At 61.2% G+C, this 14494-nt stretch carries 23 protein-coding genes; 10 read left to right on the forward strand and 13 right to left on the reverse strand.

Annotated features, from left to right (window positions below; genetic code table 11):
* Positions 1-48 precede the first annotated feature (48 nt).
* The gene (locus SynA1544_RS11075; protein WP_186513628.1) at positions 49-1152 is read left to right on the forward strand and encodes a GTP-binding protein; all 1104 of its coding nucleotides are present in this window, start codon (positions 49-51) and stop codon (positions 1150-1152) included.
* 211 nt (positions 1153-1363) lie between these two features.
* Here the strand turns inward: SynA1544_RS11075 and SynA1544_RS14900 are convergent, their stop codons facing one another.
* On the reverse strand, positions 1364-1714 hold the full coding sequence (locus SynA1544_RS14900; protein WP_255477609.1) for a leucine zipper domain-containing protein: 351 nt from the start codon (positions 1712-1714) through the stop codon (positions 1364-1366).
* Between the two features lie 468 nt (positions 1715-2182).
* Between SynA1544_RS14900 and SynA1544_RS11085 the strand changes: the two genes are divergently transcribed.
* Together SynA1544_RS11085 and SynA1544_RS11090 are read left to right on the forward strand one after the other, a co-directional pair.
* Positions 2183-2377 (forward strand): hypothetical protein, encoded by a 195-nt coding sequence (locus SynA1544_RS11085; RefSeq protein ID WP_186513629.1) that lies wholly within the window; start codon positions 2183-2185, stop codon positions 2375-2377.
* A 323-nt stretch (positions 2378-2700) separates the two neighbouring features.
* A complete protein-coding gene (locus SynA1544_RS11090) occupies positions 2701-2931 on the forward strand; it encodes a hypothetical protein (protein ID WP_186513630.1) in 231 nt (76 codons plus the stop codon).
* Positions 2932-2957: 26 nt separating this feature from the next.
* Here SynA1544_RS11090 and SynA1544_RS11095 read toward each other — a convergent pair whose 3' ends face one another.
* The 6 genes from SynA1544_RS11095 to SynA1544_RS11120 form a co-directional block, all read right to left on the reverse strand.
* On the reverse strand, positions 2958-3146 hold the full coding sequence (locus SynA1544_RS11095; protein WP_186513607.1) for a hypothetical protein: 189 nt from the start codon (positions 3144-3146) through the stop codon (positions 2958-2960).
* 163 nt (positions 3147-3309) lie between these two features.
* Complete coding sequence (locus SynA1544_RS11100; protein WP_186513608.1) at positions 3310-3561, reverse strand: hypothetical protein; 252 nt, start codon at positions 3559-3561, stop codon at positions 3310-3312.
* A gap of 94 nt (positions 3562-3655) precedes the next feature.
* Positions 3656-3847: a hypothetical protein gene (locus SynA1544_RS11105; RefSeq protein ID WP_186513609.1), complete on the reverse strand. Its 192-nt coding sequence runs from the start codon at positions 3845-3847 to the stop codon at positions 3656-3658.
* Between the two features lie 180 nt (positions 3848-4027).
* On the reverse strand, positions 4028-4543 hold the full coding sequence (locus tag SynA1544_RS11110) for a DUF4236 domain-containing protein (protein ID WP_186513610.1): 516 nt from the start codon (positions 4541-4543) through the stop codon (positions 4028-4030).
* Positions 4544-4549: 6 nt separating this feature from the next.
* Positions 4550-4930: a type II toxin-antitoxin system PemK/MazF family toxin gene (locus SynA1544_RS11115; RefSeq protein WP_222930152.1), complete on the reverse strand. Its 381-nt coding sequence runs from the start codon at positions 4928-4930 to the stop codon at positions 4550-4552.
* Between the two features lie 8 nt (positions 4931-4938).
* Positions 4939-5169, reverse strand: coding sequence for a hypothetical protein (locus SynA1544_RS11120; protein ID WP_186513632.1), 231 nt, complete (start codon positions 5167-5169; stop codon positions 4939-4941).
* On the opposite strand from SynA1544_RS11120, the gene SynA1544_RS11125 reads away from it, so the two are divergent.
* Complete coding sequence (locus tag SynA1544_RS11125) at positions 5168-5380, forward strand: hypothetical protein (RefSeq protein ID WP_186513634.1); 213 nt, start codon at positions 5168-5170, stop codon at positions 5378-5380. The two genes, SynA1544_RS11120 and SynA1544_RS11125, sit on opposite strands and share 2 nt — an antisense overlap.
* Before the next feature lie 71 nt (positions 5381-5451).
* On the opposite strand, the gene SynA1544_RS11130 is transcribed toward SynA1544_RS11125, so the two are convergent.
* Complete coding sequence (locus tag SynA1544_RS11130) at positions 5452-5880, reverse strand: hypothetical protein (protein ID WP_186513636.1); 429 nt, start codon at positions 5878-5880, stop codon at positions 5452-5454.
* Here SynA1544_RS11130 and SynA1544_RS11135 point away from each other — a divergent pair.
* The 4 genes from SynA1544_RS11135 to SynA1544_RS11150 all read left to right on the forward strand — a co-directional run bounded on the left by SynA1544_RS11135 (position 5871) and on the right by SynA1544_RS11150 (position 11288).
* Positions 5871-6143, forward strand: coding sequence for a hypothetical protein (locus SynA1544_RS11135; RefSeq protein ID WP_186513638.1), 273 nt, complete (start codon positions 5871-5873; stop codon positions 6141-6143). The two genes, SynA1544_RS11130 and SynA1544_RS11135, sit on opposite strands and share 10 nt — an antisense overlap.
* Positions 6140-8536 (forward strand): glycogen/starch/alpha-glucan phosphorylase, encoded by a 2397-nt coding sequence (locus tag SynA1544_RS11140; RefSeq protein ID WP_186513640.1) that lies wholly within the window; start codon positions 6140-6142, stop codon positions 8534-8536. The genes SynA1544_RS11135 and SynA1544_RS11140 overlap by 4 nt, the downstream gene beginning before the upstream one ends.
* Before the next feature lie 2 nt (positions 8537-8538).
* Positions 8539-8964: a tellurite resistance TerB family protein gene (locus tag SynA1544_RS11145; protein ID WP_186513642.1), complete on the forward strand. Its 426-nt coding sequence runs from the start codon at positions 8539-8541 to the stop codon at positions 8962-8964.
* 293 nt (positions 8965-9257) lie between these two features.
* On the forward strand, positions 9258-11288 hold the full coding sequence (locus tag SynA1544_RS11150; RefSeq protein ID WP_186513644.1) for a transglutaminase family protein: 2031 nt from the start codon (positions 9258-9260) through the stop codon (positions 11286-11288).
* Between the two features lie 177 nt (positions 11289-11465).
* Here SynA1544_RS11150 and mazF read toward each other — a convergent pair whose 3' ends face one another.
* The 5 genes from mazF to SynA1544_RS11175 all read right to left on the reverse strand — a co-directional run bounded on the left by mazF (position 11466) and on the right by SynA1544_RS11175 (position 13141).
* Positions 11466-11825, reverse strand: coding sequence for an endoribonuclease MazF (mazF, locus tag SynA1544_RS11155; protein ID WP_186513646.1), 360 nt, complete (start codon positions 11823-11825; stop codon positions 11466-11468).
* Positions 11822-12067 carry an AbrB/MazE/SpoVT family DNA-binding domain-containing protein gene (locus SynA1544_RS11160; protein WP_186513650.1) on the reverse strand — a complete coding sequence of 82 codons (246 nt, stop codon included), beginning with the start codon at positions 12065-12067 and terminating at the stop codon, positions 11822-11824. The genes mazF and SynA1544_RS11160 overlap by 4 nt, the downstream gene beginning before the upstream one ends.
* Before the next feature lie 267 nt (positions 12068-12334).
* Positions 12335-12466: an addiction module antidote protein gene (locus SynA1544_RS14905; protein WP_255477797.1), complete on the reverse strand. Its 132-nt coding sequence runs from the start codon at positions 12464-12466 to the stop codon at positions 12335-12337.
* A 115-nt stretch (positions 12467-12581) separates the two neighbouring features.
* Complete coding sequence (locus SynA1544_RS11170) at positions 12582-12785, reverse strand: type II toxin-antitoxin system RelE/ParE family toxin (protein ID WP_255477798.1); 204 nt, start codon at positions 12783-12785, stop codon at positions 12582-12584.
* Positions 12786-12964: 179 nt separating this feature from the next.
* The gene (locus SynA1544_RS11175; protein WP_186513652.1) at positions 12965-13141 is read right to left on the reverse strand and encodes a hypothetical protein; all 177 of its coding nucleotides are present in this window, start codon (positions 13139-13141) and stop codon (positions 12965-12967) included.
* A 98-nt stretch (positions 13142-13239) separates the two neighbouring features.
* Here SynA1544_RS11175 and SynA1544_RS11180 point away from each other — a divergent pair, with 98 nt between their 5' ends.
* Together SynA1544_RS11180 and SynA1544_RS11185 are read left to right on the forward strand one after the other, a co-directional pair.
* Positions 13240-13893 carry a hypothetical protein gene (locus tag SynA1544_RS11180; protein ID WP_186513654.1) on the forward strand — a complete coding sequence of 218 codons (654 nt, stop codon included), beginning with the start codon at positions 13240-13242 and terminating at the stop codon, positions 13891-13893.
* A 66-nt stretch (positions 13894-13959) separates the two neighbouring features.
* Positions 13960-14460, forward strand: a complete 501-nt coding sequence (locus SynA1544_RS11185; RefSeq protein WP_186513661.1) for a hypothetical protein — start codon at positions 13960-13962, stop codon at positions 14458-14460.
* The last annotated feature ends 34 nt before the right edge of the window (positions 14461-14494 follow it).

The following is a 14494-nucleotide window of genomic DNA, read 5'->3' on the forward strand; positions in this document are numbered from 1 at the left end:
CGTTTCACAACCTTTGATCCCAAAGATCACCTCTGTTTTTCTGACCCAATGACCACTGCACCAACCAGTCCCGGCGTCCCGGTCACCATTCTCAGCGGCTTCCTCGGAGCAGGGAAAACCACGCTGCTGAATCACATCCTGAGCAATCAGCAGGGGGTGAAGACCGCGGTGCTGGTGAACGAGTTCGGTGAAATCGGGATCGACAACGATCTGGTCGTCACCACCGATGAAGACATGGTCGAGCTGAGCAACGGTTGCATCTGCTGCTCGATCAACGACGAGCTAATGGAGGCGGTGGAACGGGTGATTGAACGCCCAGAACCGCTCGATTACATCGTCGTCGAAACCACCGGTCTGGCCGATCCCCTGCCGGTGGCCATGACCTTCCTTGGCAGTGAGCTGCGGGACCAAACCCGCCTCGATTCGATCATCACCTTGATCGATGCAGAAAACTTCGACAACGTCGTGCTCGACACGGAAGTTGGCAGGGCCCAAGTGATTTACGGCGACATCCTTTTGCTGAACAAATGCGACCTCGTCTCCAAGGAGCGGCTTGAGGCTGTCGAGCAGCAACTCAGGGACGTCAAGAACGACGCTCGGATCCTGCGGTCGGTGAAAGGAGACGTGCCCTTGCCCCTGCTGCTCAGCGTTGGACTGTTTGAATCCGACAAGGTGAGTTCCCCTGCCGACGATCCGAGCCTGGATCACAGCGACTGCGACCACGACCATGGCCACTGCAGCCATGACCATGAGCATGACCACAGCCATGGGAACGGTCACGGCCATGGGGACGGTCATGACCACGGACATCATCACCACAGCCATGAGCACGGTGACCACCAGGACATCGAGGGCTTCACCTCCCTGTCGTTCCAGAGTGATGGGCCCTTTGCATTGCGCAAGTTCCAGAACTTCCTCGACAACCAGATGCCCCAGGAGGTGTTCCGGGCCAAGGGAATCCTCTGGTTCAACGAAAGCGAACGCCGCCATGTGTTCCATCTGGCAGGCAAACGCTTTTCCATCGACGACACCGACTGGACCGGTGATCGCAAAAATCAATTGGTGCTGATCGGCCGCGACATCGACCACAACAAACTGCGGAAGCAACTCAAGGCCTGTGTGGCACCGGATGCAAGAAAAGGTTTCAGCTGATTCGGCACAACAGTCGACTCTCCTACGCGGCGTTCTTAGGTGCCCTGTAAGAGTCCCGCTTCACACCTGGACCGAATGGCCCCAGGGTTGCCACAGCCAGACGCTTCGACCTTTTCCTTTCAGCTTACTGTCGTTCGATAGAGCATCACGCTTCACGGAGACGGGCGCGTGATGTCTTCACTGCGGTCCACAAGGACTGGTTGGACGCTTGCTACGGCTCTGAGGAGATCGACCAGCGGAAACAAGACGTCAGACGCTGCTTCAAGTGACCAGGCCCTGTTGCTGCAGGCCGATGGCAAACGCAAGGCTGCTGGCCCTGAAACCCTCCGGGCCGATGCAGTTGCTGCCGGCGGGAGGGGGCGTGGTGATGCCGAACACTCCGCCGATCCGCAAGTGCCGCTGGACCGCCTGCGCGGAAGCGTGCCAGCCACTTGTAAGCGCAGCGGAGGCTGATCCCAGCGTCAGCAGCGAGTTCAGGCAGTGAACGGCCTTGGTCGAGGTGCTGGCAGATCAGCCGCAGACGGCCCCGCTGGGTCAAGCGGGCATTCGGATGGCTATGCATGGAGGCGTGAGGTCTGGGTTGGTGGGTCGCACCTCAACCCGTAGCGGCCTCACACCTCATTGGCCACTGAACAACGTGGTGAGACAGAACAGCTAGTTGGGTAGAGATGGTGAATCCGTGAGGAGAAGCGCCTCACGGGGTGGAAACAAGGTCACACTCCCGAGAGACGTTTTGGAGCCCCTGCCGTCGGCGGGGGCTTTTTTCTTGAGCACTGATTCATCAACAGAAGGCGCAACGAGGTGTTTCAGCACCATGAAGGTCGCAGTTACGTTGCTTCCGCAATTGATTCAGGGGAATCAAAGCAAAAACGCAGCCTCTGCAGCTTAATCAACGCGCGAGAAGTGTTCATAACAAACGATCAGCGATCAATCGCACTATTTCAGACTGACAGCTGCGAAGTTAAGTAAATTTAAGCACAAACTCACCATCTCGGTCCATAGAGTCTTGCCACCACAACGACTCATGACCATGAAAAAGGATTCGACAGGTCGTCAAAAAATATTGAAAGCTCAGCTTGAACATTTGGCCCACGAAGTGGAACTGATTGCAGGCAAACGCCGCGGAGCAACCACAGCTGATCGCAGCACTAGCAGCGGCTCACGATCCAAACCGATCGATGAATACGATTCAATCAGGCCCTTCTGGCGCAGTCGACCTGACTGAACAGTGCTTCCTTGCCATCAGAGATAGCGCTTCTTCTCAAGCCGCCTGCGCAGCGATCGTTCCGTCTGCCAAGCCGACCAACGCCGCCATTCAATTTCAGCAGCGGTCAAGCACATATCATCCAATGATTGGGGAAGATCAACAGGAGAGTTGAACCTGATCGGGCAGCAAAGACCAGCAATCATAAACAGTCTCTGAATGCCACCACCCACACCACCAAATCAACAAATTTCCATCTGTCATAACCGCAACCAAACCAAGATCTCCAGCATTTCTACTCAAGACTGGCGGAAAACCATCAGCCATGCCAGTTGTTTTGGTTCATGCGCTTTAACAACGCTTGGAGAAGCGTCGTTATTGCAGCAAATCTGTCGGATCAGGTTCTGTCAATGAACACACGGGTGATTGGCCTGCGCTCATCTGGTCAGCGGCGCACGTATCACTCGCAAGTTCCGCTGGCTTGGCCACCCACCTCAAGTTTGCTGCTCGGCGACAGGCAGCAAAGCCGTTTCGCTGCAGATATCGGCGGCTCTGATAACGCTCGATTGCAATGACATTCGCCGCTGCAGCAGCTTTCTGCTCAACCAAGACCATCAGTCAAGCCATCCCGTGTGATGACACACGCCACTTCGCGGAAACTGCTGATCACGCGATAGGTGTCCCCCGTCGCCATGCACTGGGAGCGGGCGTTGATCAAGGCCTTGAATTCCGTTTTGAAACGAAATTCCCGGGTCCATCCGTGATCGACGAGGCGTTCAACCGTGAACATCTCGAGCACTCCATCACTCTGTGGAGAGACTGCAGCGCGCGCGAAATTTGACCCGCAAACTGCAATTTATTTCAGGAATCATGCAGATCAAATAAGCAAATCAGCACCGTTCACCACCAGTTCGGGACCACAACCCGGGCTGACTGCTTCCTGCATCACGCATTCAGCGATTGCTGCGTTCGACACAAGAGGTGGCAACGGCAGCCGTCGTGGTGGGGTTCTGCAACGTGCGCCAGCCGCCGCTGGCGGTGCTGACCTCCACGCCAATCGAGGCCTGGATCGGATCAAAGGCCAGCAGTCGACTCCAATGGATCGCCGTTTCGAGGGCGTCCGGCAGGGAGCTGTATTCCTCGTCGAGATGGGGATGGGGCTGCAGGGCAGCGTCAATCAGGCGGTAGCGGCGCGGTGCTGCCATGACGTTCAACAGGCCAACGCATGTCCAGCATCCACAGAACAGGGCAGAAAAGCTGTGCCCGAAACAACCATTAAATGTGACGCTTGCTCAAGCGTCATTCCTCCCCCGCGATGGGGCGGGGCTCAAACAGCTGCTGCTGCAGCTCCAGTTCACGCACCAGCTCCCGTGCTTGCCACAGGCCCTGCACTTCACGGCAGTGGTGATCGCAATCGCAGATCCGATAAACCCCTGTCTCAAGCCGCTCGATCAACGATCCACGGGGCGTGCGCGCAACAGCGAAGCCCATTGATCTGATGCATCTCAATTCGGTCTAATTCGGGGACAGCTTGAGTGGGGTGTCGCCGGCGACAGGCCCAGGCAGCAAAAACGGCAGGGATCTCACGCCTGCCGCCGTCCGTGTTCTCAGGGCTTGGCTCGCCCTTGCAACCTTTATGGCGCAGCACCCCCATGCCGGCAGTGTTTGAAATCACCGATTCAGCCACCGAGCCGCTAGCTCGGCGGCCTCAATGCAGCGCTGGCTGCGGCGTTTGACGTCGTCCTGGCTGCGGCCCCGCTCGAGATAGGCCTGCATCGCTTCCGGGGTTTCGATCACCGCCAGCAAGCCAGCATTGCGTCCACCCATGCGGGGATCCAGCAGCAACTGGCTCACCAGCCCCTCGCTCCAGAGCCGATGGGCATCGTTGCCAGGCGCAAACAGCTCCTGATGCAGGATCTGCAGGCACTCCTGTTTGAGCAGCTGCAGCTGGCCAGGCTTCAAACGGCGGCTGTTGGGCAGGCCCCTGGCAGCGTCTGCCTCATGCTCCACACTCCAGCTCAGACCGGTGCCCGGCAGGCCCACAGTGCTGCGATTGCCGCCACTGCGGTTCACCGGGATGTTGAAGGAAGCACCCCGGCCACCCACGGAGATCGAACTCAGGCCGTTCTTGGAGAAGTGAAACCGCAGGGGGCCCAATCGGGCGGATTTGCGGAAACGAAAGGCCATACCGCTTCAGCTGAAGCCTCCGATGGTCAGCACCACCAACTGGCGCAGCTGCTGCAATTCCGCTGGGGTGATCTCTGACTGGGTAACGGCGGTGATGCGTGTCTTGGCCACACAGGTCAGGTGCTGCGGAAGCAAGTAGCTCAGCTTTTTGCAGCCATTGGTTCTGCATGGCTGCAGCACCACCGTCAAATCGGGAATGGCCAAGGCTGAGTCGCCTGTCATCGGAACAACCAGCACCGTGGGGTACGCCGGATCGAACAGATCGGTGTCCTGAACCACAACAGCCGGCCGGAGCTTGTTCGGCTCTGGAGGCTGGGGATCCTGGGCTGGGTCGGCTGGTTCCTTGCGCCAGTCAACGGCAACAATCTGCCCGGCCTTGAGCTCCACCCCGGTTTTCAGCGCGTGATGGGCTCAGGCGTAGCCCAGTCGTCGATGAAGGCTTTGGCCTCAACATCAGTGGCGATGTGATCAGCGACCGTTTTGCTTTGGGCCCGGATGCGGGAGCGCAGGGCATCCACGGCGCTCACAGAACTGCTCACCGCCACAACCCGTCTGCCACCCCGTTGCCGGCGACGGACAGAGAAAGGAGCATCAGGCTCCTGAATCGCTCGATCGGCTGGGGTCATGAGGGCAGCGGCATTCACCGACCGCATGGGCGGTGCACCAACGGTAGTCCCGATGTCTCCGGCACGCTCTCTGGATGGCAGGCCCTGGGCCCTGGCCTCCACTCTTCTCAGCCACACCTGCCCGATCCTCATCATTCCGGCGCACTTGCTCGATGCCGCTGGCCGGCTTCTGCGGGTGCTTGGGCCCCAGGCCAGGGTGCAAATGCTCTGAGATGTTGGCCCGGCGGCATGCCCGCCGGTTTTTCACCTTCTCAGGTGTCGGTCGCGTCCAGGTCGATGTGCTCAGCTCAGCCCCACGTACACCGGCTGGAACCACTGCATCCACCGGCTCTGACGCTTCTCGCCATGCAGCACGGTGTACCAATGGTCACGGCGCCAATGGGGCCGCCGCGGGGTGCAGCTGTTGCTTCCACCCGCGGACCCCTCTGATGGGGGCCTGGGCGTGCGATCGAGCCGGAAGTCCTTGCCTGACCTGCCCTCTTTGCATGCGGTGGCTTTGCCGCGACCTGTCGGTCTGTGCGGTGGGGCAACCAGCCAGGGAGTCAGCGGCGGTCGACCGTCGTAGAGAAGTAAAGCTTGGCGAAGCCTTCCACTCAGAGAGGTAACGGCTGGTACGGAACTGCCCCCCGTAGCTTGTGGAAACGTGAATATTCCCGAAACGGTGGCTTGAGAGACATCCCGGGGGACGACGGCTGTCTGCAGTGGAGACATCCCCCCGGCATCTGCCGATGCATCCCGACTTTGCGCTCGTGTCCCTCGGCCATAGCCAAGCCCCCTGCAAGGGCTTGGGGCGGCTGGTGGAGAGCCATCCCGCCACCGTGGAAGCCATCCACTCCACCGATCACCCGGAACACCCGATCGGCTTGCCGGCGTTGGCGATCACCCGCCACCGAATCAGCCATGGCTGGGGCATCCAGGCCTTGCACGAAGCCGGCGTGCACTTCTGGTTTCGCCTGACGGAGCAACTTGTATGACCACCACTAACCCGCTGGAGGCCCTGGGCACTCGCCCTCTGGCGAAGCAGATCCAGCGCCATCTGTTTTTCAGCCAGGCCAAGTCCCCCTCCCTGGCCACCCAGCACGACCACTACATGGCGCTGTCGCTGGCGGTGCGCGATCGCCTGCTTCAGAACTGGGTGGATACGGCGGAGGCCTACACCCGCCAGGGGGTGCGCACGGCCGCCTACCTCTCGGCGGAATACCTGCTGGGCCCTCACCTGGACAACAACCTGGTGAACCTGGGCATGCGCCAGGAGGCGGAGCAGGCCTGCGCCGAGCTGGGGCTGGATCTGGAGGCCCTGATCGCCTGTGAGCCTGAGCCTGGCCTGGGCAACGGCGGCCTGGGGCGTTTGGCGGCCTGCTTCCAAGAATCCCTGGCCAGCCTGGAGTTGCCGGCCATCGGCTATGGCATCCGCTACGAATTCGGGATCTTCAAGCAAACGATCACCCCCCACGGGCAGCAGGAAAGCACCGACGCCTGGCTCTCCCACGGCAACCCCTGGGAGGTGATCCGCCCCGAATGGTGCTATCCGGTGCAGATCGGCGACACCACTGTGCTGGGGGTGGCCTACGACACCCCGATCACGGGCTATGGGGTGCGCACCGCCAACACCCTGCGACTGTGGTCGGCGATGGCACCGGAGGCCTTTGACTTCGCCTCCTTCAACGCCGGTGATTACACCCGTGCCGTCCTGGGGAAGGTGCAGAGCGAAACCCTCAGCAAGGTGCTCTACCCCAACGATGAACTCGAGCAGGGCAAGCGGCTGCGGCTGAGCCAGCAGATCTTCTTCGTGAGCTGCTCGCTGCAGGACATGCTCCGCATCCTCAAAAAGCAGGGGCTGCCGGTGAGTGAGTTCCACCGCAAGTTTGCGGTGCAGCTCAACGACACCCACCCGGCCATTGCCGTGGCGGAGCTGATGCGCCTGCTGATCGACCAGGAGGGCCTCGATTGGGACACCGCCTGGAGCATCACCACCGCCAGCCTCAGCTACACCAACCACACCCTGCTGCCCGAGGCCCTGGAAACCTGGGGGGTTCCGCTGTTTGAGCAGTTGCTGCCGCGGCAGCTGCAGATCATCTACGAGATCAATGCGCGCTTCCTGCGCATGGTGCGCATCCGCAACCCTGCGCAACCGGAGCTGTTGGAACGGGTATCGCTGATCGAGGAGGGGGGCCTGCGCCGTGTGCGCATGGCCAACCTGGCGGTGGTGGGCAGCCACCACACCAACGGCGTGGCGGAGCTGCACAGCCAGCTTCTGAAGCACCACCTGCTGGCCGATTTCGCCCAGCTGTGGCCGGAGCGGTTCACCAACGTGACCAACGGCATCACGCCCCGCCGCTGGCTGGCGGTGGCTAACCCCCATCTGGCCAGCCTGCTGGATGAGGCGATCGGCCGCGGCTGGCGGCGCAACCTGGAGGAGCTCAGCGCCCTGGAGCCGCTGCTGGCGGAGGGCCGCTTGATTGCCGATTGGCAGGAGGTGCGCAGCCGCACCAAGCTGCGGCTGGCGCAGCACATCCACGAGGAGCTGGGGGTGCTGGTGGATCACACCTCCCTGTTCGATGTGCAGGTGAAGCGCATCCACGAATACAAGCGTCAGCACCTTGCTGCCCTGGAGGTGGTGCAGCGCTACCTGCGCCTGCGCCAGGGGGAGGATCTGCCGCCCCGCACGGTGATCTTCGGGGGCAAGGCGGCGCCGGGCTACGCCATGGCCAAGCTGATCATCCGGTTGATCACAGGCATCGCCGAGATCGTCAACCTCGACCCCGCCATGGAGGGCCGCCTGCGGGTGGTGTTCCTGCCCAACTTCAACGTGGGCCTGGCCCAGAAGGTGTACCCGGCGGTGGATCTCTCCGAGCAGATCTCCACCGCCGGCAAGGAGGCCTCCGGCACCGGCAACATGAAGATGGCCCTCAACGGCGCCCTCACGATCGGCACCCTGGATGGGGCCAACATCGAGATCCGCGAGCGGGTGGGCGCCGAGCACTTCTTCCTGTTTGGCCACAACGCCGAAGAGGTGAGCCAGCTGCGACGCGACGGCTACCACCCGATGCCCTGGCTGGAGCAGAACCCTGGCCTGCGGGCCGCCCTGGAGCTGATCGCTTCGGGCCACTTCAGCGAGGGCGACCGGCAGCTGTTCCAGCCGCTGGTCGACAACCTCACCCACCACGACCCCTTCCAGGTGGTGGCCGATGCGGCCGACTACGGCCGGACCCAGAACGCCGTGGATCAGGCCTGGCTGGATCCGGCCAGCTGGAACCGCAGCTCCATCCACAACACCATGCGCTGCGGCTTCTTCAGCAGCGACCGCGCCATTGCCGACTACGCCGAGCGCATCTGGAAACTCAACCCACAGCCCATCGCCCCCTAGCCATGCACACCTCCCATACCCCCATCAACGATGCCGCCACCGCCTTCGCTGCCATCGCCCTGGCAGCGGTGTCGTGGGATGGGGTGCTCACCCAGGCGGGCACCCGCGCCCTGCGCCACACCCTCGACTACCGCCATCCGTTTTCGGACTACAGCGACGAGCGCATGGTGCGACTGATGGATCAGCTGCTGCTTCAGCTGCGCCGGCTGGGACCTCAGCACCTGATGGTGGAGGCGGCCGAAGCGCTCAACGCCGATCAGCGCTCCACGGCCTTCGCCGTGGCGGCAGAGATCATGCGCTCCGACGGCCGCTTGCTGGAGGATGAGCGCAACATCCTCAGCAACCTGGGGGGTGTGCTGGAGCTGGAGGAGGAGTTCCAGGAAGGGCTCACTGCCGCCATGGGGGTACTGCACGCGGATCTGGTGTAGGGGGCTCGCCCCCCTCAGATCAGCTCAGGGGTTGTGGGTAACGCACGGTGCGCCAACCACCGCTTGCTGGCGGATCACATGGGGGCGGTGTTGCTGAGCGCCGACCAACGCGGCCTGATCCGGCAGATGCTGCGCCATGCCCTCAGCGGTCCAGTCGATCTGGTGCTGGTAACCGATTGCGAAGGGATCTGGCGAGAACGAAAGGCGCAAAGGGTGTGGATCGTTACCTGCACCACCCCCTGGGTTCAGAAAGCTGGAGGAGGTTGGAACACCGCACGGCCGGGAGACCAGGGATGGCTGACAACACTGCAACCGCCGCCGTTGTTGAGCAACGACTTCGGGATGCCGGCATTCAGCTCACGATGGGCGGAGAACCAACCCTCGTTCCTCTGCAGCCCGATGGCGCCGAATGGAATGTGAGCGCCGATGGCCCCACGAAGCTGACCTATGCCCGTGCGCTCGCTGGCGAACTACGACGACGGGCCTGGCCTGGATCCTGTCTGATTCATTGCCCTGGAAAGCGCTACGACGGCGAAGTCAACCCTCGCTGGGCCTTGCGTCTGATCACAGGGCTGGATGGTCAGCCCCTGGTGCACTGGCCGCAGCACGGCAACACCAGCAACACCAGCAACACCGTCCCATCGCAACCGCAGCTGCTCGATCTGATCCACGCCGTTGGCGCTGATCTGCGTTGCCCCCTTCACCCGCTTCCTCTGAGGGATCCGCTCCAATCGGATCGTCAGATCTGGGCGGTACCGCTCAGCTGTGATCAGGGCCTCTGGAGAGGCGTGCCATGGCCGCTGCCAGAACCGCTGCGCCAACTCACTCAGGCCCCAGGACCAGCTGGCCTGCGCCTGCCACTGGAGCATTTCCCGGACGATGCCTTACGCCAGGTCCTGACGCTTGAGAGCGATCCGGAGGGCTGGACGATCTTTCTGCCGCCCTTGGAGCGGGAACCACTGCTGCTGTTGTTGCGCTCCATCGCCAGCCACAGCCAACCCTGGTCTGAGCCTGAGCTCAGTGGGGTTCTGCCCTGGGATGCAATGACGCAGTGGCAGGTGCTGGGCATCACCGCCGATCCCGGTGTTCTCGAAGTCAACCTTCCCGTGTGTCACACCTGGCAGGACTACGCCGACTGGATGCACTGCCTTGAACAAGCCGCGACCCATGTGGGGTTGCGCAGTTGGCGGTTCCGGAACAACAGGCAGGAGAGCACCGGTGGTGGCAACCACCTGCTGCTTGGCGGACCAAACCTGGACGACAATCCGTTCTTCTCACGCCCGGCCTGGCTCGTCGGCCTTCTGCGCTACTGGCAACACCACCCCTCGCTCGCCTATCTCTTCAATGGGCGCAGTGTTGGTCCCGCGTCCCAAGCACCGAGGCCTGATGAAGGAAGTGCAAGTCGGCTCGATCTCCAGCTCGCACTCCACACCCTGGAGCGCCTGCCGGACGGTGATCAGCGCGTGGCGATCGGTGAGACATTGCGCCATCTGCATGCGGACCGCAGCGGCAACACCCATCGCAGTGAAATCAGTCTCGATAAATTCTGGAATCCAGCCTGGTCTGCTGGTTGCCAGGGCCTGTTGGAATTCAGGGCCATTGAAACGCTGCCCGATCACCGCTGGAGTTCGGCGGTGGCACTGTTGTTCCGGGCCCTCGCTGTTCGCTTGCTCGAACCCAATCAGAGGCCCGTGGACCTTCACCCCTGGGGTGAATCGCTCCATGACCGCGCCATGCTCCCCAGCGAACTCTGGCGTGATCTGGAGACGGTGCTGGCCGATCTGACGCGCAGCGGATTAGCGCTGGATCACCACCCCTTCCGAGCCATCTGGGACTGGCGATTTCCCGTGTTGCTGCACTGGTGCTCCGATCAGGGACAGCTCTGGGTGCGTCAGGCCCTCGAACCCTGGCCACTGCTTTGCGATACACCGGTGGAGGGAGGCAGCACAAGCCGCTTTGTCGACAGTTCCCTGCGGCGCTTCGAAGTGACTGCCGATCAGACACTGCAAAGAAACTGTCACCTGGTGTTGCAGGGACGAGCCTTGCCCTGGCCCCATTCGGTACAACCACTGGCTGTGGGCTATCGCCAGGAAGCGCTGTTTCCTTGCCTGCATCCCTGTCTGCCAGCCGATCTCCCCCTCTGCCTCGAATTGCGCTCCCAGATCGACGACGCTCCAATTGCTGTGTGGCACTTGGCGACGGAGTCCGAAGGGTTTCTTGCCGTTGACTCCAGTCAGATCAAGACGATGGCGGCAGCACGGATTGACCGCGCCTCACCACTGCCAAGTGTGCGGGGCGGATGCACTCTCGATCTGAGGCTGTAGCAAGCGTCAAGCCCTCCTGCTCATGGAGAACAGCGGAGAAGCACCTGATCGGTCAGATCTAGACACGTTGCATGAGCTACTGCTGGAGGGAAGCCCAACCTGTACGCGCAGAGCTGAGGCAGAAGCGAGCCAATGGGTGTGGTGATTCTGCGGTAGCGGGTCAGGAGAATGGCTGTATTAAGGAGTGGAAGGATTGTCAGGAACAAGCAGGGGCAGGATCCTTGCTGTAACCATCGCCAGCACATCAGGCGAGGCACACTCAATCAGCTTCGCCTTCCTGGCACGCCAGTCAAGGCTCTTCAACTGATCTGCAAGGACGACACCGACCACACCACTGCCTTCGGGCAATGCCACTTCAAACGGATAACCCTTGACGCGTGATGTCACAGGACAAAACAAGGCCAAGCCAACCTTCGCGTTGTAGGCCTTGGGCGAGATCACCAAAGCAGGACGCCGTCCAGCCTGCTCACTACCCGTTTGCGGTGTGAACTCCAGCCAGACCAAGTCTCCCCGACCAGGGACATACGCAGCAGTCAACAGACAATCTCCGCACCGACAGCAACGCCCGTATCGATCGAGGAATGGAGATTCTCCTCTGAGACCTCTGCCAAAAGATCGTCGAGGCTGATGCGAGCAGGAATCGACGGCGTCACGACAAGCTCGCCATTCTTGGTGCTCAAGCTAACTTCAGAGCCAGCACCGAGACCAACCTCTTCAGCCAGGCCGCGCGGGATCCGCACCCCAAGACTGTTTCCCCATTTCTGAACCCGCGTCTGCATGGCAAACCAGCGGCTATACGGAGAATATACCGGCTCTAAGCTGCAAACGCTTCGCCACCATCTCTTTAACGCTGCCCCTGAGTGGCAGTCCAATCGCTCTTGCATCTGAAAGGAATGCATGGAGGCCTGTCCACTCGAGGGGCGCGTTCGAAGGGCCCGCTCAACAGATATCCATCGCGAACTTGTGCCGTGCGACTGAGGTTCAGGCCACCTCAGCTTCATCACGCACACCAGCATTCAGCTTCAGCCCAAGTGCGGAGACCACTTTCAGCACTTATCAAAACTAGGGCTGCGTTCACCTGAAAGCGCTTGATAGAGGCTCTCGCGAGACAGACCTGTTTGACGTGCAACCTCTGTCATGCCTTGTGCGCCTGCAAGATCTCCGAGGGCCTTGGCGATGAAGACGGCATCACCATTGGCTTCTTCACTACACGCTTCTAGTAAGCCGCCATTTCATCAGGAGTTCTGAGCGTCTCGGCAACGTCATAGTCATAGGGCCTGGTTTTGATCTCCATCAGCCATCCTCCTTGATCTGTCGGGACAGCATCAGTGCCTCCTCGATATCCCTGGCTTGGGATGACTTATCGCCACCCGACAGCAGGATGATCAATTTGGAACCTTTCTGCTGGTCATAGACCCTGTAGCCAGGGCCGACGTCGATCCTTGATTCAAAAACGCCAGACCCCAAAAAAAGGCCTGACATCGCCAGGATTGCCACCAATTAAGACGCTCAATCCTGACCTGAACCTTCGCCCTGGCCCTCAGATCACGAAGACCCTTAAGCCACTGAGCAAACCGCTCTGTCTGAAGGACTTCACCGACCACAATGCTGCAGTCGCCTGGCTACACCAGAACAAACCGCAGATCTGAATCAGCTCGCTTCTACCAGCTCATTGGCTACTGAACAACCTGCTGAGACAGAACAGCTAGTTCCTTAAGCAAACGGCTCACCACGGCGCCGCGATGGCGGAGTCCCATCTCCTCACGCAAACCATCAATCCACTGCAGCGTGGATTGGCGTAGCTCCAGGGTCACCTGCACCCGCGGGTCGTCATCGGCTGGATGGAAAGCCATGCATCCAAGGTCTGGCGACCCACGATCCGTCTAATCGGGTTCCCCCGCAAGAGCACCGCAGGCACACTTATCCCCCAACCCTTCACGGTGGCCAGGCCATGCCCGTCAACCTGCTCACCAACGCCTGCATCAGCAAGGTGCGCGGTTCCCTGGTGTTCTGGTCACCGGCCAGTGCACATCTGGACGCTGGGGTGCCGCACAGCAGACCACGACTGCATGGACGGGTGCAGATCGTCGATGTCTTTTCCCTGGAAGTGGTCAGCGGCTACAGCCGTGATCCCCAGGGGCGTTTGCTGCTGCATTCCGCCCCTTCCGTCGCCAAAGGCCGCAGCTGGAGCCTGGCCAAGGCTGCGCAACTGATCCGCAATGACGCTCGGCCCAACCGTTGGGTGGCCTTGCAGATGGACAACCGCGCCTGGGGGCTGTTCTGGGCCGGCGGCGGCCTGCAGCGCTGCCGTGAACAACTGGCTGCTGAAGGAGGCCATGCAGATGCCAGTTCAGCATTGGTGCCGGTGAGTGCTGAGAAGGTGCTGGATCTGGTGCTCAGCAACGACCGTTCAACCTCCTCCAACGGTCCACTTCAAGCTGGCCTGCCTCAGCAATCGATCCTGCAGTGGGTGGGGCTCACCTCAGCGGTCTGGCTGGTGATCCTGGCGCTGATCAGTGCTGGCTTCCTGCACCAGCTGGAGCGCCAGGACCGCAAACTCGACCTGCTGCTGGAACGGCTCGAGGCCACCGACATCAACCCCTGAGGGCGACTGGCCACATCCAAGCCGGCGGGAGCAAAATGGAATTCAGCTCCATTCGCGTTCGTCAGCATGAGCCGCGAGATTGATCCCTACAGGATTCCCAAGGCCCGTTGGGAAGTAGCGCCGGCAGCTGGCCTGGCTGCCATCGATATCAACGGCAATGGTGGTGCCTGGAGCGGCCGCGAATTCATCGGTGAATCCACCCTCGGCGGTATCGCGGTCTACGCGATCTACCAGGCTCTGCTCACAGCACTGCGCACAGAAGCCCTGCGCAAACGTGGCGAGATCGATCGTCCAACCCAGGTGCAGGCCATCGCCGCCAGCGTCTGGGAGTCGGCCAAGCATGGTGCTGTGGTCAGCCTGGTGCTCAGCGTTGTTCTGCTGGTTGTCCCCTGGCTCGGTTTCCCGCTCGCCTTGGTCGGGTTCGTCGGTCTGGGCAAGGCCTCGGTGGATCTGCTCCATGCCTTTTGGGATGGCCTGGATGATGCACAACGCCAGGAGCTCCACCGCGCCGCCTTTGACGCCGGTGTCAGCCTCAATCGGTTGCTGGGAAATCCTGCTGTGGGTTGAGCGTCGAAACCACGCTAAGAAAGGGTAATAAGGC

Origin of the sequence: Synechococcus sp. A15-44 (assembly GCF_014280115.1) — a bacterium.
Classification (GTDB): Bacteria; Cyanobacteriota; Cyanobacteriia; order PCC-6307; family Cyanobiaceae; genus Parasynechococcus.